This window comes from Kitasatospora sp. DSM 101779 (assembly GCF_025655475.1).
Classification (GTDB): Bacteria; Actinomycetota; Actinomycetes; order Streptomycetales; family Streptomycetaceae; genus Kitasatospora.
Window position 1 is genome coordinate 840,412 of record NZ_JAHTIK010000001.1, and the last position, 26,470, is coordinate 866,881.

Here is a 26,470-nt window from a genome sequence, read left to right on the forward strand (position 1 = left end):
GCGGGACGGCTCCAACGGCGGGACGGCTCCGCCTGCGGGGTACGGGGCTTCAGCGGCGGTGGCCGAGGGTGAAGAGCAGGATCACGAAGCCGGCGAACAGGTGCGTTCCGGCGATGTAGATGGTGGCGCGGACGAGCATGGCCTTGCGGCGGGCGTTCTCGTCGCGGCCGGCCGGGGTGGTCATCGGGTACTCCGTAGCGGGTTGCGGCTGGTTGCGGCGGGGCGGTGGGGATCGGGCGGAGGGAGGTCGCTGTCGTGGCTGCCGACGGCCGAGTGCGTGGAACCGGCGGCGGCCCGCGGGTGGGGCGTCGGCCGCTCGGCGCTCACCGGCCGCCTCCGCCGGCGGCGGGGGTGAGGTGGACGCCGAGGTGGGTGCGGGCGTGGGCGATGGCGTCGGGGGTGGTGGCGAAGACGCGGTGTTCGGCGTGCAGCCGGTCGAGTGTGCCGAGGGCGTCCAGGGTCCTGCGGTGGTCCTCGCGGACGCCGGAGACCAGGACGAGGACGCCGCGGTGTTCCAGCTTGTCGATGGCGTCGCCGAGGACGAGGGCGCCGGTGGCGTCGATCGCGGTGATCCGGGACAGGCGCAGCACGAGGGCCTTCACGTCGCCGGTCTCGGCGAGTTCGAGGAGGAAGCGGTGGGCGGCGGCGAAGAACAGCGGGCCGTCGATCCGGTAGGCGACGATGTGCTCGGCGAGCAGGGCCTGTTCCTCGGTGTGGTGGTCGGCGGGCGGCAGACCGTCGTGCAGCGGGACCCGGGTGAGTGCGGCGGAGCGGGCCACCTGGCGCAGCGCCAGTGCACCGGCCACGAGCAGACCCACGACGACGGCGGTCACGAGGTCGAAGGCGAGGGTGGTGGCCGCGGTCAGCGTCAGGATCGCGGCCTCGCCGCGTCCGGCTCTGGCGAGGGCGCGCAGGGAGGCGACCTCGACCATCCGCACCGCGGTGGCGATCAGCACGCCGGCCAGCGCCGCGAGCGGGATGCCCTCGACGAGCGGGGCGGCGAGGAGCACCACGATCGCGAGGACGGCCGCGTGGACGAGCGCGGCGAGCCGGGAGGCGGCGCCGGAGCGGACGTTGACGGCAGTGCGGGCGATCGCGCCGGTGGCGGCGACGCCGCCGAACAGCGGTGCGGCCAGGTTGGCCAGGCCCTGCCCGAACAGCTCCCGGTCGCTGTCGTGCCGCTCCGAGACGCTCATCGCGTCCGCGGCCGTCGCGGACATCAGCGACTCCAGCGCGGCGAGCGCCGCCACGGCGACCGCCGCCGTCGCCAACTTCGGCACGTCGGCGACATGGAAGAACCCGAGCGAGGGCGCGGGCAGCCCGGAGGGCAGGTGGCCGATCGTCGCCACGTCCAGGCCGGCGCCGGAGGCGAGCAGCGTCGCGCCGACCACGGCGAGCAGTGAGAACGGGACGCCGGGCCGCAGCCGGGCTCCGAGCAGCATCACCGCCGCCACGCCCGCAGCGAGGGCGAGGGCGGTGGGGTGCGGGTCGGCGACGAAGTCGGCCAGGGCGTCCCACGCGGCGACGGCGGTGTTCTCCGCGCCTGAGGCCTGCACGCCGAGTGCGGCCGGGACCTGCTGCAGACCGATGACTGCGGCGATGCCGAGGGTGAAGCCCTCCACCACCGGCGCCGGCACGAACGCCATGAAGCGCCCGGCACCACCCAGGGCCGTCGCGACGAGCAGCAGGCCGGCCAGCAGGCCCACCGTCAGCACGCCGTCGGTGCCGTAGCGGTGGACGATCGGCACCAGGACCACGGTCATCGCCCCGGTCGGCCCGGACACCTGGAAGTTGGAACCGCCGAACACGGCGGCGAGCGCGCCGGCGACCACCGCGGTGGCCAGACCCGCCTGCGCGCCGGCGCCGGAGGCGACACCGAAGCCGAGCGCGAGCGGCAGGGCAACGATCGCGACCGTCAGCCCGGCGAGCAGGTCCTTGCGCGGCGAGCGCCGCATCGTCGACCAGGTGGCGTGGTCGGGCAGCACGGCGCGCACCCGCATCCCGAGACGGCGCGCCACTGTGACCGCGCCGCTCATGTCTCGGCCGCCGACGACTTCGGCCCGCCGAGCTCGGCCAGCAGGTCCGACTGGTCGGTGATCATCGCGCCGAGGATGCGGCGTGCGGCCTGCAGCAGCTGCGCGACGTCCGGGGTGCTCAGCGCGTACACGACGGTGTTGCCGTCGCGGGTGGCCGCGACCAGCCGGGTGCGGCGCAGCACGGCGAGTTGCTGGGAGAGGTTGGAGGGCTCGATCTCGAGCGCGGCGAGCAGGTCGCGCACCGGCATCGGGCCGTCCTGCAGGAGTTCGAGGACGCGGATGCGCGCCGGGTGGCCGAGGGTGCGGAAGAACTCGGCCTTGAGCTGGTAGAGCGGTACCGCCGCCATCGAACCCGTCGCTCCTTCCCGCCTCCGGCCCGTGCCGGGGCTGCGCGTGCGGCCTGCCAGCCGGCCGCACCCTGGCAGCATGTATCAATGTGAAGAATTCTTCAACTTCTGATCTCTTCATGTACCTCTTCATGGAGCGCCGAGGGGACCCGGTGGGCGATTGCGGTCGGTTGAGGTCATCCGCACGCCCGCAACAGGCACGGTTTCATAGCCTCCCGGGCAAGACCGGTGCGCGGCCGCGCCCGGGAGGACCCGTACGAGGAGGACCGGCGTGGACGGTGTGGAGCAGGCACTGACGGAGGCCATGGGCATCGACGGTGCGCTGGGGGCGGCGATCGTGGACGGGGACAGCGGCATGGCGCTCGGCACCCGCACCGGCGGGGCCCTCGGCATCGATCCGGCGCTCGCCGCTGCCTGCCACACCGACGTGGTGCGGGCGGCCCGCCGCGCCCTGGACGACACGGGCCTCGGCCGCGAACGGGTCGAGGACATCCTCACCTCGCTGTCCGGCCAGTACCACCTCATCCGCCCGCTCACCCGCACCGGCAGCGTCCTGTTCCTCTCCCTCGTCCTGGACCGCACCCGCGCCAACCTCGCCATGGCCCGCCACCGCCTGCGGCTCATCGACGACCGCGTGGTGCTGTAGCCGGACCGCGGCCCACCGGGGCGCCACTCGTGCGGGTGAGATGCCGTGTCACTGCATCGGAGCCACCGGTCCGGCCCGGAGACTGACTGCGCCCAGCAGGACGCAGAGCGAGGGATCGACATGGCGCAAGGCACCGTGAAGTGGTTCAACGGCGAGAAGGGCTTCGGGTTCATCGCACCCGACGAGGGAGGCCCGGACGTCTTCGTCCACTTCTCCGCGATCGCGGGGAGCGGCTTCAGGAACCTGGAGGAGAACGACCGGGTGGAGTTCGAGGTCCAGCAGGGCCAGCGCGGGCCGCAGGCGGTCGACGTCCGGGTCCTGCGGTAGAGCCCACCGGGTGACCCGGACGTGCGGAGCCCGGACCGTGGGACGGTCCGGGCTCCGGGCCGGTCGCGCTTTCATTGACAGGTCGGTGGGCGGGGAGAAGCCTGGGGGACAGTCAGAGCGCAAGCGCTCCGGCGTCCCCCAGCCGAAGGACGGGTCATGATCCCGCTCCTGCACACCACCCACATCGCGGGCGCCGCGCCCGGCATCGACTTCCTGCGCCTGCGCGGCGAGGCCGACCAGGACGCCGCTCCGCCGATCTCCGGCTCGCCTTCGACCACGCCCTGCGGAGCCTGCCCGCACCGCACGTCCTGCTCGTCGACTGCCGCGAGCTCACCTTCTGCACCTCGGCCGGCCTGAACGCGATGCTCAGGGCCCGGCGCCTCGCCCTGCGCCAGGGCACCGCCCTGCGGCTCACCGGCGTCACCGGCCAACTGCGCCGTCTGCTGCGCGTCACCGAGGTCGACACCGTCCTCGACATCCAGGACTCCCCCACCACCACCCGGGACGCCGTCTGACCCTCGGACGCATCCGGTGCGGGCCCGGACCGTTCAGGGGGGCGGTTCGGGCCTGGGCCCGGGCGAACGCCGACGCCGTCAGCGACCGGCGCCCGGACCCTTCCGGCATCCGGGAGGCATGGGAAGCCGCCCGCAGGAACGACTGACCGAAGCCGGGGCCGCCCCCCGGCGGCGCCCGAACGCAGCAGGGCCCGGCACCTCATGGTGCCGGGCCCTGCTGTCGTGGTAGCGGGGACAGGATTTGAACCTGCGACCTCTGGGTTATGAGCCCAGCGAGCTACCGAGCTGCTCCACCCCGCGTCGGTGAACCAGACTCTACGGCACGGACCGCGCCGGAAGGAAATCGGTTACGGACGCCGTCACGGAAGAGCCCGGACCCGAGGGCGGTCACGGACCGGATCGGGACTCCCGGCTACAGGAGGACGAGCAGCTTGGTGCCAGGCACCAGCTTCCGGTTGACGGAGGTCGACTGGACGAACACGGTGTACGACGGGTTCTCGCCCGGCTTCACCGTGGCTTCGGAGGTCGGCAGGCCGAGGAGCTGGCGGGCCGCCGGACCCGAGAACACCCGGCCCGTCATCCGGCCGGTGACCGGGTCCTTCTCCGCCACGGCGAGCTGCTTGCTGCCCTGGACCTTCTCGCGCTTGGACAGCTCGTAGAAGGCGCAGCCGGTCTTGTAGGCGTGCCCGGCGCTGGTGACGAACTCGCGGATCGGCGTCGGCTGGTCGACCGGGACCAGGATGTACTTGCCGGTGTCCAGGGCATCGAGGTTGGCCTTCACCTCGGCGGTGCTCAGGTCCTGGCCCATGGCGAACAGGTTCCTGGTGCCGCGAACGCCCTGCTCGCGGCCCCGCAGGAAGCTCGTGGCAGCCGACTTGACGGTGCCGATGGCCTCCTCGACGCCCTTGCTGGAGTCCGCGTCCCAGATCGCGATGTTGCCCGCCGGGAAGCCGTACTCCTGGGCGGTGCGCTTGGCCAGGGAGTTCGGGACGAGGATCGCCGAGGTCCAGTGGTCGGGGAGCGCGTCCATGGCGCCCTGGATGCGGCCCATCCAGGTGCGGAGGGTGGCGCTGCCGCGGCTGCCGCCCACGCGGGTGTGCATCTGGCCGGTCTCGGACCAGCCGGAGGCGTTCTCCTCGCCGTCGGTGACGACGACCTGGAGGAAGGAGTGCTCGCCGTACCCCTCCCAGATGTTCTTCAGGTCGTCGACCGACTTCACGGCCGCCTCGATCAGCGCCGTCGCACCGCCGTCGACCGCGTAGAGGCCCCGCAGCGACGGCAGGTGCTTCACGTCCATGTCCCAGACCAGGTTCTCCACCTCGTGGTCGAACGCGTAGAGGCTGATGCGGGTCTCGTGACCGAGCCGGTCGGACTCCTCCTGGAGGCCCTTCACGAACTCGTCGACGACGCGGACGAGCTGCGCCTCGTGCTGACGCATCGAGCCGGACTTGTCGACCACCAGCGAAACGTGGTTGACCTTGTGCTTGATCCTGTTCGCAGACATGGTTCCGCCCCTTTTCCAACGCTCTTCCGGCGCCATTTCCGGCGCCCCCTCCGACGTTGGTTCCACAGTACGGCGGAGCACTGACATTCCTTCCTGACCTGCGGTCATGCAGGATCGGCCCGCTCACCCCCCGACAAAACGTGTGCGAACGCATGCCCGTCGCGCGACCGGGCCGACGGGAGCGCGCCCGGGGATTTCCCCGATGGCACATCGGGTGCGGTGTCCGCGGCGAAGGCCCGCAGCAGGGCCCGGGCCGCGGTGTCGTTCTGGCGGAAGGCGGGGGCGTCGGTCCGCGGCCGGGCGAAGGCCGCGTAGCTGCGGGCGTTGGTGTGCGGGCCGAGGGCGAGCCGCCGCGGGTGGGGGGCGCCGTCGAGGGCCGGATCCAGCAGCCCGCCGTCGGCGGCGACCTCGATCAGGCCGGAGCGGTGGGTGTGCCCGGGGTCGGCGAGCACCTCCTCGCGGATCCGGCCGTCCCGCAGCAGTCGGCGCAGCACCGGGTCGGCGGTGCGGCCGGCGGCGTGCCGCGGGAGGCGCGCCTCGATCAGCGCGGTGGCCCGGACCCGGCGGCCGGGCACGGTGGGGCTGTGGGCGACGAAGGTGCCGTCGCTCTCGTCGGGGACGATCGCGGTGTCGGCGCCGAGGAAGCGTACGACGCCGGCCTCGGAGAGGGCGAGCAGCTGGCGCAGCCGGAAGCCGGGCGGTCCGGAGGCGAGGTGGCTGAAGTACCCCGTCCACCAGCCGTCGAGGTCCTCGGCGACCGAGCGGGCCGACAGCCGGCCGGAGCCGAGCAGCCTCGGCAGCTGCCCGTACAGCGACAGCAGGGCGAGGAACGCGCCGAGGTCGGCGCTGTGCTCCGGGTCGGCCCGGCGGTCGGCGTCGGCGCGGACATGGGCCCGCAGGTGTTCCTGCAGCGATTCGCCGTCGGGCAGGAGCACCCCGGTGAGCGGCCGGTCCAGGTGTTCGAGGTCCAGCCGGTCGGCCGGGTCCGGCACCGCCACGGCGACGAGGGCCGCCCTCTCGGGGCCGTACCAGTCGAGCCGGTCGTAGGCGGCGAGGAACTCCGGCCAGGGCAGCGCGGTGCGTTCCGGATGGGCGTGGAACAGCTCGTGGTAGTAGCCGAAGCCGATCTCCTTGGCCATCAGCGGCCAGACGTCGCGGCGCAGTTCGAGCGGCCCGGGGCGGGCGACGAGGGCGTCGACCGCGGCTGCGTCGAAGTGGCGCGGCAGCGGGGCGGGCGGGCCCTGCAGCCGATAGTGGGTCTTGGAGTGGTAGGGGACACCGCGGCGGGAGCCCAGGTGGAGCACCGGTTCGCGGCCCGAGGGCAGGTAGCGCAGCCCGTCCGCGGCGGGTTCGAAGCGGCCGCCGCGCCCCTCGGTGAGCAGCGAGACCAGGTCGACGGCGGCCAGTCCCATGCCGTGCAACAGGACGTGCTCGCCGGGCCGCAGCGCGGAGAGGTCCGCGTCGGCGGAGTAGGCGGGCGGTAGGTGGAAGCGGCCGTGCCGGGCGGCGAAGGCGGCGTTCGCGCGGTGCTGCGCCTCGGGTGCGGAGTCCAGGTGGCCGAGGGCGAGGACGACCCGGTCCGCGGTGAGGACCCGGTCGGTGAGCCGGACGGACTGCGGGCCGTCGGCCGGGCCGGTGACCGCGTGCGCGGTGTCCCGGTGGACGGTGACGGTGACGTGCGGGGGCAGTTCGGCCACGGCGCGCCGGAACACCCAGTCCAGGTAGGCACTCTGGGCCCGGCGGGTCGGGAAGTCGGCCGGGGCGAGGGTGCGCAGCTCCTCGGCGAGTGCCGGGTCGGCCGGCGGCAGGAACGGGGGGTACGCCTCGGGGCGGGCGGCCCACTCGGCGAGGGACGGGCCGGGCCGGACGGGTCCGGCGACGGTGGACCGTTCGTCGGTGAACATGGTGACGTCCTCGGCCATCGAGTTCATCCGCAGCAGCGGGGACTGCTCGTGCCGCCAGATCCGCCCGCCGCCGGGCGGGTGCGGGTCGACCAGGTGGATGTGCAACGGTCGTTGCGCGGGCAGGAGTTCGGGTGCGTTGGCGGCGATCCGCTCCAGCAGTCCGGTGCCGCGCGGCCCGGCGCCGACGATGACCAGCGCGCTCACCGGGCCGGCTCCCGCCGTCCGGGTCCGAACGCCGCCCGCAGCCGGGCGAGCGGGGTCGGCGGCTGCTCGTCGCGGCCGGCGCCGCGGGCGTAGTGCCGCTCGACGTAGTACTGGCCCACGGAGAGCACGCTGGTCACCGCGATGTACCAGAGCGTGGCCACCACCAGCAGCGGGATCACCTGGTAGGTCTGGTTGTAGATCAGCTGAGCGGAGAAGAGCAGGTCGTGCACGGCGAGCACGCTGACGATGCTGGTGCCCTTGAGGGTGCCGATCAGCATGTTGCCGGCGGTCGGCACGATCGAGCGCATCGCCTGCGGCAGGACGATCCGGCGCAGCACACGGGCGGGGCGCAGCCCGAGCGACTGGGCGGCCTCCAACTGGCCCTGGTCGACGGAGAGGATGCCGGCCCGGACGACCTCGGCGGCGAACGCGGCTTCGTGCAGGGTGAGTCCGACGATCGCGGTGGCGGTCGGCCCGAGCAGGTTCACCGTCTTCACGCTGAGCAGTTCGGGCCCGTACGGGACGCCGAGCGAGAAGGTCGGGTAGAGCGCGCCGATGTTGAACCAGAAGAGCAGTTGGACGAGGACGGGCGTGGCCCGGAAGACCCAGACGTAGCCGCGGCTCAGTGCGGCGAGCACCGGGTTGCCGGACAGCCGGGCGGCCGCGAGCAGGGTGCCGAGGGCGAAGCCGAGCGCCATGACGGCGGCGGTCAGCCACAGGGTGAGTACCAGGCCGTGCAGGATCGCGGTCGAGGTGAGGTACTGGCCGACCACGTCCCACTGGAAGGCGCGGTTGTGCGCGACCGAGTTCAGCAGCAGTCCGACGGCGAGCAGGGCGAGCACGGCGGCGAGCGTCCGGCCGGGTCGGCGGCGGGCGACGATCGGCAGGTCGGTGTCGGCGGGCGGTGGGGCGAGTGCGGCGGGCAGGACGTCGTGCGACGTGGCCATGGGGACTCCGGGGCGGACGCGGGCAGGGGTCTGCTGGTCCGTCACGCGCGCCGCGTCCCTCAACACGGCGGGAGCCGACGGGACTTCGGCCGGCTCCTGGGCACCTCGCTCGGGCCGATCGTACGCGTGCCGCAGCGGCGGGTGTCAAGGGCGTTCCGGCCGTCCCGGATCCGGACGGAGGTTGACGAACTCCACGGTTCACTGCTCAACTTGCCGCATGTACGCCGAGCAGCCCCTGGTCACGCGCGGCCACATCGACTTCGGTCGGGTGTGGTCCGCGGCGTGTTGCGGCTGACCCGGCAGCAGGCCGTCTGACCGGCCCGTCGTCCTTCCGGGCGGCACTCCCTCGTCCGCCCCGCCGTGTTGGGGCCGGCTCCCGTCCGCCCGCTGCGGACCTCCCGGCATGCTGCCGCCGCCTTTCCGCGCACCCGCTCCCGCCGACGCACCGTCGGCGTCCGTCGCGCACCCGTCCGTCCACCACCCGTACTGCCGGGCGGCCCTGCCACGCGCCCCGCCGCGCGCGTGCTCCACCCTGCCCGCCCCCGTAGAGAGGCCATGCACCATGCCCGTCGAGTTCCTCGGCATCGCCGCCACCGGCGACGGCTCGGAGACCACGCCCCGCACCACCGCCGCGTTCGACCGCGACTACACGCTGCGGCTCGCCCGCGCCCACGAGGACAACGGCTGGGACCGCGTCCTGTTCGCCTACGGCGCCGGCTCCCCGGAGCCAGCGGCGGCCGCCGCCTTCCTCGCCTCGAAGCTGGACCAGCTGCAGATCCTGTTGGCGCACCGGCCCAACGTCTCGTACCCGACGTTCGCGGCGAAGACCTTCGCGACCCTGGACCGGATCAGCGACGGCCGGCTCACCGTCCACTTCATCACCGGCGGCAACGACCACGAGCAGCGCCGCGAGGGCGACTACCTCACCAAGGACGAGCGCTACGAGCGCACCCGCGAGTACATCGGCATCGTCAAGAAGGCCTGGACGTCCCACGAGCCGTTCGACCACGAGGGCGCCCACTACCGCTTCGAGGACTTCGTCTCCGACGTCTTCCCCGTGCAGCAGCCCCGGCCGGGCGTGTCCTTCGGCGGCTCCTCCGAGGCGGCGTACGCGGCCGGTGGCGCGGAGGCGGACGTCTACTGCCTGTGGGGCGAGCCGCTGGCCCGCACCGCCGAGCAGATCGAGAAGGTCGAGCAGGCCGCCCGCGCAGCGGGCCGCGCCGACACCCCGCGGATCCAGGTCGCGTTCCGGCCGATCATCGCCGCCACCGAGGAACTCGCGTGGGAGAAGGCGCACCGGACGGTCGGCGCGATCAGGGACCGGCGGGCCGGCGGCGACCTGGTGCGGCGGCGTTCCGCGGAGGCCCCGGAGAACACCGGGTCGCAGCGGCTGATCGCCATCGCCGAGGCCGGCGAGCGCTACGACCGTGCGCTGTGGACGCCCACCGCGGCCGCGACCGGCGGCGCCGGCAACTCCAACGCCCTGGTGGGTACCCCCGAGACGGTCGCCGAGGCACTGCTCGACTACTACGACCTGGGCGTGGACATCATCTCCGCCCGCGGCTACGACCACGTCGCCGACGCGGTCGACTTCGGGCGGTACGTCATCCCGATCGTCCGGGAGGAGGTCGCGAAGCGGGACGCCGCGAAGGCCGCCGCCCTGGCCGCGGCGAAGGAGCGCGACCGGCAGCAGCTGATCGCGGTCCAGGCGTGAGCACCACCGTCGAGATCCGGGCCGCCCGGCTGGACGAACCGGTCGCCGAGCCGCTGGTGCGCGAGCTCACCCACGAGTACGTCAGCCGCTACGGACCGGGCGGCCACGAGGAGATGGCGCGCTACCCGGTCGAGGAGTTCGCCCCGCCGGGCGGCCTGCTGCTGCTCCTGCTGGAGCAGGGCGCACCGGTCGCCGGCGGTGCCTACCGGCGCCACGGTGATCCCGGCACCGCCGAGGTGAAACGGATGTGGACGCACTCCGCGCACCGGCGCCGGGGCCTGGCCCGGCGGGTCCTCGCCGAACTGGAGCGGGCCGCGGCGGCGGAGGGCTACCGGCGGTTCTTCCTCACCACCGGCTCCCGCCAGCCCGAGGCCCGGCAGCTCTACCTCGCGGCCGGCTACACACCGCTGTTCGACCTGGACGCGCCCCCGGGCGCCCTGCACCCGCTGCCCTTCGAGAAGGACCTGACGGACCGCCGCCCGGCGGCCCCCGAACCGAGAGAGGCCCCCGAACCGTGAGCCGCACACCCGCCGCCGTCGCAGCCGCCGCCGCCGTATTCCTCCTGGCCGGCTGCGGCGCGGACCCGGTACCGGCCGGGCCCGCGGCCGGAGCCTCCGCGGTCGAGGCCGCCTCCCACGACGTGGTGTCCGGCGTGCGGAAGGTCGACGCGATCGCCGCACTGCTGCCCGAGGAGGTACGGAAGTCCGGCACGATCCGGCTCGGCGGCGCCGTCGGCGCCCCGCCGAGCGCCTTCTACCCGGATCCGGCGAAGAAGACCCCGGCCGGGCTGGACGTCGACGTCGCCGACGCCGTCGCCAAGGTCCTCGGCCTCGCCGTACAGCGCGAGGACGCCGCCTTCGAGACCATCCTGCCCGCCCTCGGCAGCGGCAAGTACGACGTCGGCACCGGCAACTTCGGCGTCACCACCGCCCGGCTGAGGACCATCGACTTCGTCACGTACATCGACGACGGCCAGGGCTTCGCCGTCCGCAAGGACGACACCAGGTTGCAGCAGGTCACCGACCTCGTCCAGCTCTGCGGCCTCACCATCGGCACCGGCGCCGGCACCACCTTCGAGACCACGCTCAACGCCAGGAAGGACGTCTGCGCCGCGGCCGGCCGCAAGCCCTACGAGGTCAGGGCGTTCTCCGACAGCGGCGCCGTCCTGACCGGGCTGCAGCAGGGCCGGATCGACGTGGTGATGTCCACCATCAACGGGCTGCGCCACCAGGCCGCCCAGCCCGCCGCAGGCACCCGCTTCCTCGGCGAGTTCCACCGTCTCGACGTCGGCTTCGCGTTCAAGAAGGGCTCGCCGCTCACCCCTGCCTTCCAGGCCGCCGTCAACCAGTTGATCAAGGACGGCACGTACGCACGCATCCTGCAGAAGTGGGGCACCGGGGACTCCGCGGTCACCGCCTCGCAGATCAGCCCGCCCGAGCACCCGTGATCCCGTGTCCGCCCCGCAGAGGAGTCCCGCCATGACCACCACCGCGCCCGCGCAGACCGCCGGGCCGAGAACCGGGCCGCCCGGCGACGCCGGCCTCCCGGTCGTCCCCGCCCGCCACCCGTGGCGCTGGGCGGCCGGCGCCGCCGCCCTCGTCCTGGTCGCGCAGTTCCTGCACGGCCTCGCCACCAACCCGGGCTGGGACTGGCCCACCTTCCGGGTCTACTTCGCCACCGGCACGATCCTCCAGGCCGTCGGCACCACCCTCCGGCTCACCTTCTGGGCCACCCTGCTGGGCTTCGCGCTCGGCGCGGTGGTGGCCGCGCTGCGGCTCTCCCGCAGCGCGATCCTGCAGACCATCGGCTGGACGTACGTCTGGGCGTTCCGCTCGATCCCGCTCATCGTCCAGCTGGTCTTCTGGTTCAACCTCTCCTACCTGTACCGGCGGTTCGGCCTCGGCGTCCCCTTCGGGCCGGTTCTTTGGGAGTTCGACACCGTGCACGTGCTCGGCGCGTTCGGCGCCGCCGTCCTCGGGCTCGCCCTGCACCAGGCCGCCTACGCCGCGGAGATCATCCGTGCCGGGGTGATCGCCGTCGACACCGGTCAGCTGGAGGCCGCCGCGGCCCTCGGCATCCCCCGGCTGCGGCAGGCCCGGCGGATCGTCCTGCCGCAGGCCATGCGCGGCATCCTGCCGAACGCCGCCAACGAGATCGTCTCGCTGTTCAAGGCCACCTCGGTGGTCTACGTGATGGCGATCGGCGAACTCTTCTACCAGGTCCAGGTGGTCTACGGCCGCACCGGCCGGGTCGTCCCGCTGCTCATGGTCGCCACCGCCTGGTACGTGCTGCTCACCACCCTGCTGTCGATCGGCCAGTTCTGGGTCGAGCGGCACTTCGCCCGCGGCGCCGACCGCACCCCGCCGCCCGGGCCGCTACGCCGGGCCCGGGACCTCGTCCGCCGGATCACCGACGACCGGCTCAGCCCCTCGGGAGGCCCGCGATGACCGCGACCGCCATGGTGGACGTCCGTGGCGTCCACAAGAGCTTCGGCCGGCTGGAGGTGCTGCGCGGCGTCGACCTGCAGGCCGCCCCCGGCTCGGTCACCGTCGTGCTCGGCCCGTCCGGCTCCGGCAAGTCCACCCTGCTGCGGGCGATCAACCACCTGGAGAAGCTGGACCGCGGCACCGTATCCGTCGACGGCGAACTCATCGGCTACCGCCGCTCCGGCGGCCGGCTGTACGAGCTCAAGGAGCGCGAGGTGCTGCGCCAGCGCACCCGGCTCGGCTTCGTCTTCCAGAACTTCAACCTCTTCCCGCACCTCACCGTGCTGGAGAACCTGACCGAGGCGCCGGTGAGCGCCCTCGGCAAGTCCAGGGCCGAGGCCCGGGCCACCGCCCTGGAGCTGCTCGCCCGGGTCGGGCTCGCGGACAAGGCCGAGGAGTACCCGCGCCGGCTCTCCGGCGGCCAGCAGCAGCGGGTCGCGATCGCCCGGGCGCTCGCCCTGGAGCCCAAGGTGCTGCTCTTCGACGAGCCCACCTCGGCGCTCGACCCCGAACTGGTCGGCGAGGTGCTGGACGTGATCCGGGACCTCGCCGCGGCCGGCACCACCATGATCGTCGTCACCCACGAGATCGGCTTCGCCCGCGAGGTCGCCGACACCGTCGTCTTCATGGACGGCGGCGTGGTCGTCGAACAGGGCCCGCCGGAGGCCGTCCTCGACCACCCGCAGCACGAACGCACCCGCGCCTTCCTCTCCAAGGTCCTCTGACGTTCCCTCCGAACACCGCACAGGAGTCCCGCCGTGTCCCTCCCCCGCCGTGCCCTCGCCGCCGCTGCCGCCGCCCTCCTCCTCACCGCCTGCGGCTCCGCCTCCACCGGCGCGTCCGCCGACCTCGCGGGAGCGAAGTCCGGCACCGCCCCCAACGGCGTCACGATCAACCTGACCCCGAACCAGCACCGCGTCACCACACCCAAGGTGGACGCGATCGCCGCCCTCGTCCCGGCGGAGATCCGCCGAAGAGGCACCCTCCAGGTGGTCGACTCCCTGGGCACCGTCCCGCCGCTCGACTTCCACGCCACCGACGACCGGACGATCATCGGCGCCGAACCGGACCTCGCGCACCTGATCGGCAACGTCCTCGGGCTGGAGGTCGAACTCAACCCGGTCTCCTGGGAGAACGTCTTCGTCGGCCTCGACAGCGGCAAGTACGACCTCGGTATCACCAACATCACGGTCACCGAGGCCCGCAAGGAGAAGTACGACTTCGCCACCTACCGGCTGGACATCCTCGGCTTCGAGGCGAAGAAGGGCGGCAGCTGGCGCGTCACCGGACCGAAGGACGTCGCCGGGCACACCATCGGCACCTCCTCCGGCACCAACCAGGAGAAGCTGCTCATCGCCTGGAACGAGCAGAACGTCCGCGCGGGCCTCAAGCCGGTCGACATCAAGTACTACCAGAACTCCTCCGACTACTACCTGGCGCTCTCCTCGGGCCGGATCGACGCCTGGCTCGGACCCAACCCGACCGAGGCCTTCCACGCCGCGCAGACCGGCGAGACCGAGGTGATCGGCACGTACTCCGGCGGCGGCGCCGACGTCCTCGGCAAGATCGCCGCCACCACCAGGAAGGACAACGGGCTGGTCAAGGCGGTGAACGCGGCCATCAACGAAATCATCCGGAACGGCACCTACGGACAGGTCCTCAAGCGCTGGGGCCTGGACGGCGAGGCCGTGCGGACCTCCGAGATCAACCCGCCCGGCCTGCCCAAAACCGGCTGACAACGGCGGCCCGCCCCCGCCGGGGGGGGGGCGGGCCGGTCTTCGGCATCCCCCTGTCAGGAATCGCCGGGCGGGGTTAGCCTGCTCGGCATGGCACCTCGGCCCCTCGCGCCCGTCGTCCTGCACGGCCGGTACGTCCGGCTGGAGCCGCTGACCACGGCGCACGTACCCGACCTGCACCTCGCGGGCAGCCGCGACGACGGCCTGTGGCAGTGGCTCCCGGTGGTCACTCCCTACACCCTCGGCGAGATGCACATGCTGGTCGAACAGCGGCTCGCCCAGCAGTCGGCGGGGAACGCGGTGATGTTCGCGATCGTCCCGGCCGGCTCCACCCGGGCCGCCGGGTGGGTCGCGTTCACCGACATCGCGGTCGTCGACGAGCGCCTGGACATCGGATGGCACTGGGCCGCCCGGAACACCTGGGAGACCCCGATGACCGCCGAGACCCACCTCCTCCTGCTCCGCCACGCCTTCGACGACCTGGGGTTCGGCCGCGTCCAGTGGCAGGTCGACCACCTCGACGTCCGCACCCAGCTCACCCTGTCCGGCCTCGGCGCCGTCCGCGAGGGTCCGCTGCGCCGCCACGCCCGGCGCTCGGACGGCACCTGGCGCGACACCCTCGTCTACGCCGTACTCGCCACGGAGTGGCGGGACGGCCTCGGCGCCGGCCTCCTCTGAACGCCACCCCGCGCCCCCGGGCGCAGGTCCCGGGGGCGCGGGGCGACGGCAGGTGCGGCCCGCACCGGGGATGTCCGGATCAGGCCGGAGCCGCCCCCGGCTCGGGCGAGGCCACGGAGCCGACCGCGACGATCGCCCTGCTCTTGACGAGCCACGCGACACCGAACGCGAACACCGACACCGCCTCGCCGACGTACGTCAGGGTGAGCGGGAGGTCCCACGCGAAGTGCAGCACACCGGCCGCGGCGATCAGCACGGTGCAGCCGACGACGACCCAGCCGCACACCAGGTAGACCCAGTTGTGGATCCGGTGTCCCGGCTGACCCCGGCCGTCGCCGAACAGCCGCAGGCAGAAGAACGCGAGCAGGCCGAACAGCCCTGCGGCGCAACAGAGGTGGAGGATGCCGACGGTCGTCTGCACCTGGGTGGGATGCGGTGTGACGGACGTCGGCGGCAGCGTGGGGAACAGGGCCACCAGGATCGCGAACACCCCGGCCAGTGAGCTCAGCCGGTCCTCGCGCCGGTCGTGGCGGTAGCAGATCAGGAAGACGCCGATGGCGCACAGACTGCCGACGAAGACGTTGCGCATGTGCGTGTAGTAGGACGCGCTCATCGAGGCGAGCAGGGTGAGTCGCGCCGACGTGATGATGTTTCCGATCGGGAGGACGATCGGCAGGAGGAACCCGATGACGCCGACGCCGAAGCGGAGGCGCTGCACGGTCTGCGGGTCCTGGTCCTGCGGGTCGAGTCCGGAGTCACGGTGGGTCATGAGACGCTCCCTCAGCCACCCGGAATGCTCAGTACCTCCCGATTTTCCCGCGCATCCTTACCTCGAAACCGGGCCGCGCACACGTCGAATTCCCGCCATCCGTGCGACCGCCGGTCCGAGCCGTCCCGCGCGGCCGCACGCCCCCGCCGGCCCGGCGGGCTCAGAACGCGGAGTTGGCGAACCAGTGCGCCAGCAGGTCGCCGTCGCCCTCGTGCGCGACGGCGTCCGCGTCGAGGGAGAGGCGGCCGTACGCGAGCAGCAGGAGGTCGGCCGCGGCGCCCCGGACGGTCGCGTCCGCGGCGGCCGCTCCGTCGTCCGCGGGGTCGAGCCCGAAGCCGTCCGGCCGCAGGCGGACCAGCCAGCTCTCGTGCCCGTCGGTCGACCGGAACCGGATCGTGCGCCCGTCCGCGCGGAGGTCGGCCACCTTGGGGGCGAACAGGCCGGCGAAGGGGAGGTTCGTCAGGAACTCGTCCACGCCGTCGACGGCGAGCGCGCGGTCGATCTCCGGCCGCACCCCGAGGGCCAGCTCGGCGTCGACCCGGTGCACCAGGGTCTCGAAGAGCATCCGGCGCGCCCAGAACCGGGCGTGCTGGTCGGCGCCCCAGGCCCACATCGGGGTGTCCGGGGCGGTGGCCCGGAACGCGTCCGCCGCCACCGCCGCGCTCCCGGCCAGCCAGTCGGCCCACCCGTCGTCCCCGGCGGGCAGCTCGAGGTCGACGTCACGGCTGCGCGGCGGCTCCTGGATGCGCCCGTGCAGCAGCACCGAGAACCACCGGTGCACGCTGCCGGTGTGCCGGACCAGGTCGGCCAGCGTCCAGCCGGGGCAGCTCGGCACCGGGGTCGCGAAGTCGGCGCCCTCGACCGCCGCCGCGAAGCGGGCGGTCTCCGCACCGACCGCCGCACGGTGGTCGATCGGAGCGTGCCCGAGGGCCCGGTCGCCGGAGATCGTCATGGTGCTCGTGCCTCTCTGGTCGGAGCGGCGCTCCCGGGGGATCACGGGCTTCCACGGATGCGGACCTTGCGCGCCGACTCGACCGTAGACTCAATGGTTCATATGGTCAACCTTTGAGCTCCCCATTCGATCCGTGTCCGACATCACCCTCGTCGCCACGGCGACGACGATGGGCTCCCACTCCAGGTCGGAAGCCCGCGGCGCCCGCGCCCCGGGCCCGGTCCGAGTGCGGATCCGGCGGGTGACCGGCTGCGGCTCGGAACGGTGCACCGGGGCGCGGGACGTCAGTGGGCGGTCGGCGGGACGTCGACGTGAGGTCGGCCGGGCGGCAACGGGAGGGTCAACGGCCCTGGAGGGACTTGACGTTGTCGCCGAAGGTCCAGCCCTTCGAGCCGTCCCAGTTGATCGACCAGGTCATGAGCCCCTTCAGCGAACCGCCGAAGGCGTTCCACGACTGGCCGACCAGGCTCGGCGCCATGTAGCCGCCGCCCGCGCCGGACTGGGCCGGCAGGCCGGGCACCTGCTTGTCGTAGGGCACCTTGATGGTGGTGCCCTGGATGACCAGGCCGTTGTTCAGGCAGGTGGTCTGCGCGGTGAAGCCCTGGACGGTGCCGGCCTGGTAGGAGTCGCCGGAGCAGCCGTACATGCTGCCGTTGTAGTACTGCATGTTCAGCCACCAGAGGCGGCCGTTGTCGACGTACTTCTTGATGATCGGCAGGTAGGCGCCCCAGATCGACCCGTAGGTGACGCTGCCGCCGGTGACGTACGCGGTCTCGGGGGCCATCGTCAGGCCGAAGCCTGCGGGCATCTGGGCCAGTACCCCGTCGATGATGCGTACCAGGTTGGCCTGGGAGGCGGACAGCGTGCCGATGCTGCCGCTCCCGGAGAGGCCGGTCTCGATGTCGATGTCGATCCCGTCGAAGTTGTACTTCTTGAGGATCGGGACGACGGTCGCGACGAACCGGTCGGCGACGGTGCTGGAGCTCAGGTCGATGCCTGCGGCGGCGCCGCCGATCGACATCAGGACCGTCGCCCCGGCCGCCTTGGCCTGGCACATCTCGGCGGGGGTCGAGACCTTGACGCCTGCGTCCATGCCGTCCTGCCACAGGACGGTGCCGTCCGAGAGGATCACCGGGAAGGCGGCGTTGACGACGTTGTAGCCGTGCGCGGCGATCCGGCTGTCCGTGATCGGGACCCAGCCCATGCCGGGGTGGACGCCGTTCGCGGCACCGTCCCAGTTCTCCCAGTAGCCCTGCAGGACCTTGCCCGACGGCTTCGGCTTGGTGGGGCAGGTCTCGCCGCCCGTCGGGCTGGTGCTCGGCGAGGCACTGGTCGACGGGCTGGCGCTGGTGGACGGGGACGCACTGGTGCTCGGCGAGGCACTGGTCGACGGGCTGCTGCTCGGCGAGGGGCTGCTGCCGCCGGGGCCGGTGAGCGACACGTCGTCCGCGTAGTACGCGGGCTGCCCGTACCAGCCGTGCACGTAGACGGTCACCGAGGTGGTGGTCGCCCCGGTGGTGAAGCTGACGCTGAGCTGGCCGTACGACGCGTTGTTCGGCGTCCAGGTGGACGGCGCGGTGGTGAGGCCGGTGCCGGTGGCGCCCAGGTAGACGTAGCTGCCCTGGAGGTAGGCGCTCAGCGTGTACTGGGAGTTGGGTTGCACACTGATGGTCTGCGTGCACTGGGCGTTGTCCTGGCCGGTCGGCGTGGCCCTGAGCGCGGAGGCGCCGGAGTGGACCGGGCTGCCGACGGCCGCGCCGGAGCCGCCGGAGCAGGTCCAGCCGGAGAGTCCGCTCTCGAAGCCGGCGTTGGCCACCAGGTTGGGGGTGGCGGCCCCGGCCGTGACGGAGCCGGCCACGGCGATGCCGGCGCCGATGACGGCGGCGGCGCTCACCCCGGCGACGGCACGGCGCAGGACGGTCGATCCGTGCCGGGCGTGGCCGGTCCGGTTCACCTGCGGTGCGCGTTCGCGGCGGCGGCCGGGATCCGGACAGGGGTGGACGTCTCCCGACGACCGTGGAGTGCGCGACCTTCGACGGACATGCTGTGCTCCCTTCCCGCCGGACGTCATGGACATGATCATGGCGTGGGGGTGCGACGCCCGGCTGCGGGTGAGGCGGGGGGACATGTGGGGCTGTGCCGGTCCGGATCGTAGGAGGGCCGGCAAGTCGCGGTCAATAGGTCTGGACCAATAGCACGGGCTGCGGCCCGGTCGAGCAGCGGTGACGCGCACAAGTTCCGCTTGCGGGAGGACCGATGAGTGCTCCTCGGCAACCACGGGCAGAGCCGGCGCGAGCCGGCGGGGCTCCAACGGCCGCGGCCCGGAGCGCTGTTGTACCGTCCGAGCGTGACCGGCTCCGCGCTCGTACGCCTCGCGACCTTCAACGTCCTGCACGGGAGGCGGATCCTGGACGACGGCCGCCCGTCGCCGACGGCCCCCGGCACCGCCACCGTGCAGCCGCTCGTCGACGCCGTCGCGTCCCTGGGCGCCGACGTGCTGGCACTGCAGGAGCTCGACCGCTTCCAGGAGCGGTCCGGCCACGTGGACCAGGCGCGGGCGATCGCCGCGGCGAGCGGTGCCGCGGACTGGCGTTACGCCTCGGCGTTCCACGCCCGGGCCGTGCCGGGCCGGAGCTGGGTCCGCGACCGGTCGGAGCCGGGACTGCGGGTGTACGGTCCACCGGGCTCGGGGCACGACGGAGAGGTTCCCTCGCACGGCGTCGCGCTGCTGTCCAGGCTGCCGGTCCTGAGCTGGCGGGCCCGGCGGTTCACCGCGCCCCCCGTCGCGCTGCCGCTGCGGGTGGCCGGGCGGCGGGGCCTCACGGTGATCCGCGACCATCCGCGCGCGGCACTGGCCGCCGTGCTGGAGGGGCCGCGCGGCCCGTTCACGGCGGTGGCGCTGCACCTGTCCTTCGTCCCGGGGTGGAACGTCCGTCAACTCCTCGCCGTACGCCGCTGGATCGCCGACCTGCCCCGGCCGCACGTCCTGCTGGGCGACTTCAACCTGGTGGGTGCGATTCCCGCGGCCACGCTCGGCGCGGCCGAGCTGCTGTCCCCGTCGAGGTACTCGGCGCCCCGGCCCGCAGCCTCCCGCCCCCGGCCCGGCTGGCGCGACCCGGCCCGCGTCCCGACCTTCCCCTCGCACCGCCCCGTGGTGCAGCTCGACCACGTCCTCGCGACCGGACTCGGGCCGCACCGCACGGAGTCGGCGTGGGCTCCCAGGACACCGATCTCGGACCACCGGCCCCTGGTGGTCGAGCTGCCGCTGTAGACCGCCGGGGCGGTGGGGCCGGGTCAGGTCGCCGCAGGCCGCTCGACCACGATCTCGCGCTTGAGGATCTTGCCGGTGGCGCCCTTGGGGAGCCGGTCGGCGAAGGTGACGATCCGGGGGTACTTGTAGGCGGCCACCCGCCGCTTGACGTGCTCGCGGATCAGGTCGGCCGTGGTCCGCTCGCCCTCCCGGAGGACGATCACGGCGGCGATCTCCTCCCCGTGGTGCTCGTGCGGGACGCCGACGACCGCGGCCTCGGCCACCGCCGGATGCTCGTACAGCACCTCCTCGATCTCCCTCGGGTAGACGTTGTACCCGCCGCGGATGATCAGGTCCTTCTTGCGGTCGACGATGTAGTAGTAGCCGTCCGCGTCGACCCGGGCCAGGTCGCCGCTGTGGAACCAGCCGTCCTGGAAGGCCTCCGCGGTCGCCTCGGGACGGTTCCAGTAGCCCTTCATCACGTTCTCGCCGCGGATCGCGATCTCGCCGACCTCACCGGGCCCGACCGGGGTGCGGTCGGCCGCCACGAGCCTGAGGGCCACACCGCGGACTGGGAGCCCGATCGAGCCGGGCCGGCGCGGCCGGTCGGGGTGGTTGAACGAGGCCACCGGGGCCGTCTCGGAGAGGCCGTACCCCTCGAGCACGACCGTGCCGAACGAGCGCTCGAAGGTGTGGAGCACTTCGACGGGCAGCGCGGCGCCGCCCGACACGGCCAGCCGCACCTGCGGGAGGTCGTGGCCGTCCGGGGCGCCGGTGTTGAGCAGCGCGGTGTACATGGTGGGCACGCCCAGGAACACGGTGACCCCGTCCCGCCGGAGGATCTCCAGGGCCTGCTGCGGATCGAAGCGCGGCAGGAGGGTCAGGGCCGCGCCGGCCGCGACGGCGGCGTTCATCGCACAGGTCTGCCCGAAGGCGTGGAACAGCGGGAGGCCGCCGAACAGGACGTCGTCCGGGCCGAGTTCGAAGAGCGTCTCGACACAGGTCACGGCGTTGCTCAGCAGGTTGCGGTGGGTGAGCTCGGCGCCCTTCGGCGTCCCCGTGGTGCCCGAGGTGTAGAGGATCACCGCGGTGTCGTCGGCGGCCCGCTCGGCGACCCCGTGCAGCGGCGGGATGCTGCCGAGCAGGGTGTCGAAGGCCGAGGCCTCGACGACCAGGCTGCCCACCCCGGCCTCCCCGGCGGCCTCGGCGACCTCGTAGGCGAACGGCGGAGCCGTCAGGACGGTGCGGGCCCCGGAGTCCCGCAGGACGAAGGCCATCTCCCGGGCCTTCAGCAGCGGGTTCATCGGCACCGCGACGGCACCGGCGCGCAGCACGGCGTAGTAGGCGACCGGGAAGAGCGCGACGTTGGGCAGCACCAGGGCCACCCGGTCGCCGGGGCGGACGCCGTCGGCGTGCAGCAGGGCGGCCAGCCGGGCGCTGGCGTCCTCCAGCCGGGCGTAGGTCAGGACGGTCCCGTCCTGCCGGACGGCGGTCCGTTCCCCGTGTGCCCGGGCCGAGGACACCAGGAGCGAGACGAGGTTGGTCATGGCGTGGTCTCCTTCGGGCCGAGCCGGTGGCGGCTCCGGTACGGGAGGCGGACGGCGAGGTCCGCCGGGTGCGGTGGGGTGATCGCGTCGAGGGGCGGGACGCCGCCGCGACCGGTGTCGGTGTCGGTCCGGTACGGGTCCGTCCACAGGGCGGGCGGAAGCGGCCGGCCCTGCCGCAGGGCGAGCCGGAGCCGCAGCAGGTGGCGGCGGTGTCCCGGGCCGTCCCGTACGCGGAGCGGGAGTGCAGGAGCGCACGTGGCGGTGCCGGGCGGAGGGAGATGCGGGCGGTCCGTGGCCGGCCCGCCGGCCGCCGCTGGGGCCGGCGCGCCGACCCGCTCGGCGGTGGTGCAACGGTAGGTGCCCGCCCGTCACATCGCTTGACTTCACGTGACAATTGACTTACCACTTGGGGACATCCTCCGAGGGGAGCTGATCCCATGAGGCCCCTGGTCCGCACCGCGGCGCTGAGCGGCTACGTCGAGCTGAGCCGGTCGCTCGGTCTCGACCCGCAGCCGCTGATGAAGCGCGTCGGCCTGGATGCCGCCGGCCTCGCCGTCCAGGACCGGTGGATCTCCGGCGCAGCCGTGGTGCAGCTGCTGGAACTCTCGGCCGCCGCCGCCCGGCGCGAGGACTTCGGCCTGCGGATGTCGGAGTTCCGCCGGTTCTCCAGCCTCGGCCCGATCAGCCTCGTCCTGCGGGAGGAGCCCGACGTCCGCAGCGCGCTCGGGCTCATGCTCCGGCACGAGCACATGTACAACGAGGTGCTGCACACCCGGCTCTCGGAGCGCGACGGCCTCGCGACGATCAAGGTCGGGCTGGACCTCGGCGAGCCCATGGAGCACCGCCAGGCGACCGAGCTGGCGGTGGGGGCCTTCCACCGCGTCCTGCTCGGCTTCCTCGGCGCCCACTGGCGCCCGCTCTCCGTCTGCTTCACCCATCCCGCCCCGGCGGACACCGGCACCCACCGGCGGATCTTCGGTTCCGCGGTGGAGTTCGGCCGGGAGTTCGACGGCATCGTCTTCTACGCCGCGGACCTCGAGTCGCCCAACGCGATGTCCGACCCGCAGCTGCGGACGTACGCCCAGCAGTACTTCGAGGCCATCGCCGTCCCCAGGGACACCACCGTGCCGGACCGGGTGCGCGAGCTGATCGAGGTGCTGCTGCCGACCGGGCGCTGCTCGGTCGAGCAGGTCGCCCGCAGTCTGGGCGTCGACCGGCGCACGGTGCACCGCCATCTCGCGCAGTCGGGCGAGACCTTCTCCTCGCTCCTCAACGCGACGCGGGTGCAGCTCGCCGAGCAGTTCGTGGCCAACCGGCGGCGGTCGCTCACCGAGATCGCCGACCTGCTGGGGTTCTCGGCGCCCAGTGCGTTCTCCCGCTGGTTCCGCGAGCAGTTCGGCTGCACCGCCCGGGAGTGGCGGGACCGCCGGGGGCAGACCGCCGAGCACTGACCGCGCCGGCCTCCGGGGCCGCGTGTCCCCAAATGGAAAGTCCGCTGTCACCCACGGTCAAGCGCCGCCGCCCGGCGAGCCCTACCTTTGCTGCACCGCGAGAGACGGCCGGCCCCGCACCGACGGGCCCGGCGGCGGCCCACCCTCAGCCTCCGCCGCGCCGGCCCGGGAGCACCACCGCGTCGTCCGCGCCCCGTCCGCCGGGCCGGACCCGCATCGCCCCGCACCGCAGCGCCCCTGCCGCAGCGCCCGGCACTGCGGCGCCCGGCACTGCCGCGACTCGCACCCCAGTGCTCCCCACCGCGGCGCCCCGCGCCGCACCGGCGCGCACCCATCCGACGAAGGAGACGGACCGTGCACTTCCTCGACGACTCTCTGCTGCCCGAGAACCAGGAGAAGCTGGTCATCCAGGCCGCACCCTACGGGCCCGAGTGGCTGCCCGGCGACGCCCCCGACCTCCCCCTCACCATGGACGAGCACGTGCAGGCGGCCGTCGACTGCTACAACGCGGGCGCCACCGTCCTGCACATCCATGTACGGGAGCTGGACGGCAAGGGCTCCAAGCGGCTGTCGATGTTCAACGAGCTGGTCGGCCGGCTGCGCCAGGCGGTGCCGGACATGGTGCTGCAGATCGGCGGCTCGATCTCCTTCGCCCCCGAGGGCGAGGGCGCGGACGCCGAGTGGCTGTCCTACGACACCCGTCACATGCTGGCGGAGCTGGACCCCAAGCCGGACCAGGTCACCATCGCGATCAACACCAGCCAGATGAACATCGTCGAGATCATGACGGCGGACGACCTGGAAGGCACCTCGATCGCGAAGCCCGAGTACTACCGCGCGTACCGCGACATGTACCTGGAGGCCGGTCCGGAGTTCTACCTGGAGCACCTGGAGCGGCTGCGCGACAAGGGCATCCAGCCGCACTTCCAGCTCGCCACCATCGCCCAGCTGGAGACCGTCGAGCGGCTGATCCGCTCCGGGGTGTACACCGGGCCGCTGGTGCTCAACTACGTGGCCATCGGCGGCGGTTTCGCCGGACGCCACCCCGCCGACCTGGTCGAGTTCGTCCGCCGCACGCCGGACGGCGCGGTGCTCACCATCGAGGCCTCGATGCGTGCCGTCGCCCCGATGAACGCCATCGGCATCGCCCTCGGCTGCCACGTCCGCGTCGGCAACGAGGACAACCTGTGGGGCCGCAAGGGCGAGCGGATGACCTCGGTGCAGCAGGTCGAGCAGATGGTCACGATCGCCGACGCGCTCGGCCGCGACATCGCGAGCGGCGCCGAGGCGAAGGAGATCTACCACATCGGCGAGTACTACGCGGACACCGAGGAGACCCTGGCCCGGCTCGGCATGGTGCCGAACCGCCGCCCCGGGCAGCGCGGCTTCATGCTCCGCGACGTCAAGTACTGATCCCCCTCGGCACCCGACACCCCGCCAACCCGCCCCGAGAGACAGCAACGGAGCACCCCATGGCCCATGCCATCCGCTTCCACGAGACCGGCGGCCCCGACGTCCTGCGCTGGGAGGAGGTCGAGGTCGGGGCGCCGGGTCCGGGCGAGGTCCGGATCCGCCACGCGGCCGTCGGACTCAACTTCGCCGACACCTACTTCCGGACGGGGCTCTACCCCGCCCCGCTGCCCGCCGGACTCGGCGTGGAGGCCGCCGGCACGATCGAGACCGTCGGCCCCGGTGTGACCGGCTTCGCCGAGGGCGACCGCGTCACCTACACCGGCAGCCCGCTCGGCGCCTACAGCACCGAACGGGTGATGCCCACCGACTCGTTGATCAAGCTGCCCGACGCGATCGACTTCGAGACGGCCGCCGCCATGACGATGCGCGGCCTCACCTCCGCCTACCTACTGCGCCGGATCCACCCGCTCGGGGCCGGCGACACGGTGCTGCTGCACGCGGCGGCGGGCGGCGTCGGCCTGATCGTCTGCCAGTGGGCGAAGCTCCTCGGCCTCACCGTGATCGGCACGGTCTCCAGCCCGGCGAAGGCCGAGCTGGCCCGCGCCCACGGCTGCGACCACATCGTGTACTACCGCGAGGAGGACGTCGCCGAGCGGGTGCGGGAACTCACGGGCGGCGAGGGCGTGCCGATCGTCTTCGACAGCGTCGGGAGGACCACCTTCGCCGGTTCGCTCGGCTCGCTGCGGCGGCGCGGCCTGTTGGTGTGCTTCGGCACCGCCTCCGGCCCCGTCCCACCGATCGACGCCATGCAACTCGCGCTCCACGGTTCGGTGTTCGTCACCAGGCCGGCGCTCGCCGACTACATCGCCGACCCGGCGGAACGTGCCGAGCTCGCGGGCGAGCTCTTCGGCCACGTCGCCGCCGGCCGCATCCGGATCGAGATCAACCAGCACTACTCGCTCAAGGACGCCGCACAGGCGCACCTGGACCTCGAAAGCGGCAGGACCACCGGCTCCTCCGTCTTCGTCCTCTGACCCGCGCCCGGCGCGGGCCCCCACCCGCGTCCGGCGCGGACCCCACAGCCTCCCCGGAGGAACCACATGAACCAGACCGCCCTCCCCGGCCCCGTCGCACCGGCCCTGGTGCGCCCCGCCGTCCGCCGCTCGATCAAGGTCGAGCCGCTGACCTGCACCATCGGCGCCGAACTGTCCGGTGTGCACCTCGGCGACGCCTCGCGCGACGCCGGCCTGTTCGCCGAGATCAGGGAACTCCTGCTCCAGCACAAGGTCCTGTTCCTGCGCGGCCAGGACATCACCCGGGCCGAGCACGTCGCCTTCGCACGGCGGTTCGGCCCACTGGAGGACCACCCGGTGGCCGGCAGCGACCCCGACCACCCCGGGCTGGTGCGCATCTACAAAGAGCTCGACAGCCCGCCCGAGCACTACGAGAACGCCCTGCACACCGACGGCACCTGGCGGGAGACGCCGGCCATGGGCGCGGTCCTGCGCTGCGTCGTGACGCCCCCGGTCGGCGGCGACACGATCTGGGTCGACATGGCCGAGGCGTACCGCCGGCTGCCGGACCACGTCAAGGCGCAGATCGACGGCCTGCGGGCACGGCACAGCATCGAGGCGACGTTCGGTGCGGTGATGCCGACCGAGGCGCGCCACCGGCTGAAGGCCCAGTACCCGGACGCCGAGCACCCGGTGGTGCGCACCCACCCCGAGACCGGCGAGAAGATCCTCTTCGTCAACGGCTTCACCACGCACTTCGTCAACTACCACACCCCGGAGAACGTCCGCTTCGGCCTGGACTACGCCCCGGGCGCCGCCAACCTGCTGACCTACCTGATCAGCCAGGCGGCGATCCCCGAGTACCAGGTGCGCTGGCGCTGGCAGCCGAACAGCGTCGCGATCTGGGACAACCGCTCCACCCAGCACTACGCCGTACAGGACTACTGGCCCGCCGTCCGCCGGATGGAGCGCGCCGGCATCGTCGGAGACAGACCCTTCTGAGCCCGTCCCAGCAACAGGTGAGGTGGTAA

The 26,470-nt window shown here is 73.1% G+C and carries 26 protein-coding genes and 1 tRNA gene; 16 read left to right on the forward strand and 11 right to left on the reverse strand.

The window, feature by feature from the left end; genetic code table 11:
- Positions 1-49 precede the first annotated feature (49 nt).
- From KSNIM_RS03985 to KSNIM_RS03995, 3 genes are all read right to left on the reverse strand, one after another.
- Entirely contained in the window at positions 50-184 is a 135-nt protein-coding gene (locus tag KSNIM_RS03985) for a DUF6126 family protein (RefSeq protein WP_263101813.1), read from the reverse strand.
- A 139-nt stretch (positions 185-323) separates the two neighbouring features.
- Complete coding sequence (locus KSNIM_RS03990; RefSeq protein ID WP_411543653.1) at positions 324-2,036, reverse strand: SulP family inorganic anion transporter; 1,713 nt, start codon at positions 2,034-2,036, stop codon at positions 324-326.
- On the reverse strand, positions 2,033-2,383 hold the full coding sequence (locus KSNIM_RS03995; protein ID WP_263101814.1) for an ArsR/SmtB family transcription factor: 351 nt from the start codon (positions 2,381-2,383) through the stop codon (positions 2,033-2,035). The genes KSNIM_RS03990 and KSNIM_RS03995 overlap by 4 nt, the downstream gene beginning before the upstream one ends.
- Positions 2,384-2,654: 271 nt before the next feature.
- Between KSNIM_RS03995 and KSNIM_RS04000 the strand changes: the two genes are divergently transcribed.
- The 4 genes from KSNIM_RS04000 (at position 2,655) to KSNIM_RS04015 (ending at position 3,871) form a co-directional block, all read left to right on the forward strand.
- Positions 2,655-3,029 (forward strand): hypothetical protein, encoded by a 375-nt coding sequence (locus KSNIM_RS04000; protein ID WP_263101815.1) that lies wholly within the window; start codon positions 2,655-2,657, stop codon positions 3,027-3,029.
- A gap of 120 nt (positions 3,030-3,149) precedes the next feature.
- Positions 3,150-3,356 (forward strand): cold-shock protein, encoded by a 207-nt coding sequence (locus KSNIM_RS04005; RefSeq protein WP_263101816.1) that lies wholly within the window; start codon positions 3,150-3,152, stop codon positions 3,354-3,356.
- A gap of 156 nt (positions 3,357-3,512) precedes the next feature.
- Complete coding sequence (locus KSNIM_RS04010; RefSeq protein ID WP_263108262.1) at positions 3,513-3,713, forward strand: hypothetical protein; 201 nt, start codon at positions 3,513-3,515, stop codon at positions 3,711-3,713.
- Complete coding sequence (locus KSNIM_RS04015; protein ID WP_263107825.1) at positions 3,665-3,871, forward strand: STAS domain-containing protein; 207 nt, start codon at positions 3,665-3,667, stop codon at positions 3,869-3,871. The genes KSNIM_RS04010 and KSNIM_RS04015 overlap by 49 nt, the downstream gene beginning before the upstream one ends.
- A gap of 223 nt (positions 3,872-4,094) precedes the next feature.
- On the opposite strand, the gene KSNIM_RS04020 is transcribed toward KSNIM_RS04015, so the two are convergent.
- From KSNIM_RS04020 to KSNIM_RS04035, 4 genes are all read right to left on the reverse strand, one after another.
- A tRNA-Met gene (locus KSNIM_RS04020) sits at positions 4,095-4,171 on the reverse strand.
- A gap of 112 nt (positions 4,172-4,283) precedes the next feature.
- On the reverse strand, positions 4,284-5,375 hold the full coding sequence (locus KSNIM_RS04025; RefSeq protein ID WP_263101817.1) for a vWA domain-containing protein: 1,092 nt from the start codon (positions 5,373-5,375) through the stop codon (positions 4,284-4,286).
- A 104-nt stretch (positions 5,376-5,479) separates the two neighbouring features.
- Positions 5,480-7,483, reverse strand: coding sequence for an FAD/NAD(P)-binding protein (locus KSNIM_RS04030; RefSeq protein WP_263101818.1), 2,004 nt, complete (start codon positions 7,481-7,483; stop codon positions 5,480-5,482).
- Entirely contained in the window at positions 7,480-8,430 is a 951-nt protein-coding gene (locus KSNIM_RS04035; protein WP_263101819.1) for an amino acid ABC transporter permease, read from the reverse strand. The genes KSNIM_RS04030 and KSNIM_RS04035 overlap by 4 nt, the downstream gene beginning before the upstream one ends.
- A 562-nt stretch (positions 8,431-8,992) precedes the next feature.
- Here KSNIM_RS04035 and KSNIM_RS04040 point away from each other — a divergent pair.
- The 7 genes from KSNIM_RS04040 to KSNIM_RS04070 all read left to right on the forward strand — a co-directional run bounded on the left by KSNIM_RS04040 (position 8,993) and on the right by KSNIM_RS04070 (position 15,044).
- Positions 8,993-10,144 carry an LLM class flavin-dependent oxidoreductase gene (locus KSNIM_RS04040; protein ID WP_263101820.1) on the forward strand — a complete coding sequence of 384 codons (1,152 nt, stop codon included), beginning with the start codon at positions 8,993-8,995 and terminating at the stop codon, positions 10,142-10,144.
- Positions 10,141-10,662 (forward strand): GNAT family N-acetyltransferase, encoded by a 522-nt coding sequence (locus KSNIM_RS04045; protein WP_263101821.1) that lies wholly within the window; start codon positions 10,141-10,143, stop codon positions 10,660-10,662. The genes KSNIM_RS04040 and KSNIM_RS04045 overlap by 4 nt, the downstream gene beginning before the upstream one ends.
- Positions 10,659-11,591 (forward strand): ABC transporter substrate-binding protein, encoded by a 933-nt coding sequence (locus KSNIM_RS04050; RefSeq protein ID WP_411543654.1) that lies wholly within the window; start codon positions 10,659-10,661, stop codon positions 11,589-11,591. Before KSNIM_RS04045 ends, KSNIM_RS04050 begins: the two co-directional genes overlap by 4 nt.
- 31 nt (positions 11,592-11,622) lie before the next feature.
- Complete coding sequence (locus tag KSNIM_RS04055) at positions 11,623-12,591, forward strand: amino acid ABC transporter permease (RefSeq protein WP_263101822.1); 969 nt, start codon at positions 11,623-11,625, stop codon at positions 12,589-12,591.
- Positions 12,588-13,355 (forward strand): amino acid ABC transporter ATP-binding protein, encoded by a 768-nt coding sequence (locus tag KSNIM_RS04060; RefSeq protein WP_317633988.1) that lies wholly within the window; start codon positions 12,588-12,590, stop codon positions 13,353-13,355. Before KSNIM_RS04055 ends, KSNIM_RS04060 begins: the two co-directional genes overlap by 4 nt.
- Before the next feature lie 33 nt (positions 13,356-13,388).
- The gene (locus KSNIM_RS04065; RefSeq protein ID WP_263101823.1) at positions 13,389-14,366 is read left to right on the forward strand and encodes an ABC transporter substrate-binding protein; all 978 of its coding nucleotides are present in this window, start codon (positions 13,389-13,391) and stop codon (positions 14,364-14,366) included.
- A 90-nt stretch (positions 14,367-14,456) separates the two neighbouring features.
- Positions 14,457-15,044 carry a GNAT family N-acetyltransferase gene (locus KSNIM_RS04070; protein WP_263101824.1) on the forward strand — a complete coding sequence of 196 codons (588 nt, stop codon included), beginning with the start codon at positions 14,457-14,459 and terminating at the stop codon, positions 15,042-15,044.
- Between the two features lie 79 nt (positions 15,045-15,123).
- Here the strand turns inward: KSNIM_RS04070 and KSNIM_RS04075 are convergent, their stop codons facing one another.
- The 3 genes from KSNIM_RS04075 to KSNIM_RS39360 form a co-directional block, all read right to left on the reverse strand.
- Positions 15,124-15,813: a hypothetical protein gene (locus tag KSNIM_RS04075; protein WP_263101825.1), complete on the reverse strand. Its 690-nt coding sequence runs from the start codon at positions 15,811-15,813 to the stop codon at positions 15,124-15,126.
- 160 nt (positions 15,814-15,973) lie between these two features.
- Positions 15,974-16,765, reverse strand: a complete 792-nt coding sequence (locus KSNIM_RS04080; RefSeq protein ID WP_263101826.1) for a maleylpyruvate isomerase family mycothiol-dependent enzyme — start codon at positions 16,763-16,765, stop codon at positions 15,974-15,976.
- 340 nt (positions 16,766-17,105) lie between these two features.
- Entirely contained in the window at positions 17,106-18,836 is a 1,731-nt protein-coding gene (locus KSNIM_RS39360; protein ID WP_411543655.1) for a carbohydrate binding domain-containing protein, read from the reverse strand.
- A 276-nt stretch (positions 18,837-19,112) separates the two neighbouring features.
- Between KSNIM_RS39360 and KSNIM_RS04095 the strand changes: the two genes are divergently transcribed.
- Positions 19,113-20,036 carry an endonuclease/exonuclease/phosphatase family protein gene (locus KSNIM_RS04095; RefSeq protein WP_263101827.1) on the forward strand — a complete coding sequence of 308 codons (924 nt, stop codon included), beginning with the start codon at positions 19,113-19,115 and terminating at the stop codon, positions 20,034-20,036.
- A 23-nt stretch (positions 20,037-20,059) separates the two neighbouring features.
- Here KSNIM_RS04095 and KSNIM_RS04100 read toward each other — a convergent pair whose 3' ends face one another.
- Positions 20,060-21,562, reverse strand: coding sequence for a long-chain-fatty-acid--CoA ligase (locus KSNIM_RS04100; protein ID WP_263101828.1), 1,503 nt, complete (start codon positions 21,560-21,562; stop codon positions 20,060-20,062).
- Between the two features lie 437 nt (positions 21,563-21,999).
- Between KSNIM_RS04100 and KSNIM_RS04105 the strand changes: the two genes are divergently transcribed.
- From KSNIM_RS04105 to KSNIM_RS04120, 4 genes are all read left to right on the forward strand, one after another.
- The gene (locus tag KSNIM_RS04105; protein ID WP_263101829.1) at positions 22,000-23,013 is read left to right on the forward strand and encodes an AraC family transcriptional regulator ligand-binding domain-containing protein; all 1,014 of its coding nucleotides are present in this window, start codon (positions 22,000-22,002) and stop codon (positions 23,011-23,013) included.
- Positions 23,014-23,367: 354 nt separating this feature from the next.
- Complete coding sequence (locus tag KSNIM_RS04110; RefSeq protein ID WP_263101831.1) at positions 23,368-24,426, forward strand: 3-keto-5-aminohexanoate cleavage protein; 1,059 nt, start codon at positions 23,368-23,370, stop codon at positions 24,424-24,426.
- A 59-nt stretch (positions 24,427-24,485) separates the two neighbouring features.
- Entirely contained in the window at positions 24,486-25,460 is a 975-nt protein-coding gene (locus KSNIM_RS04115; protein ID WP_263101832.1) for a quinone oxidoreductase family protein, read from the forward strand.
- Between the two features lie 66 nt (positions 25,461-25,526).
- The gene (locus KSNIM_RS04120; RefSeq protein ID WP_263101833.1) at positions 25,527-26,441 is read left to right on the forward strand and encodes a TauD/TfdA dioxygenase family protein; all 915 of its coding nucleotides are present in this window, start codon (positions 25,527-25,529) and stop codon (positions 26,439-26,441) included.
- Positions 26,442-26,470 lie beyond the last annotated feature (29 nt).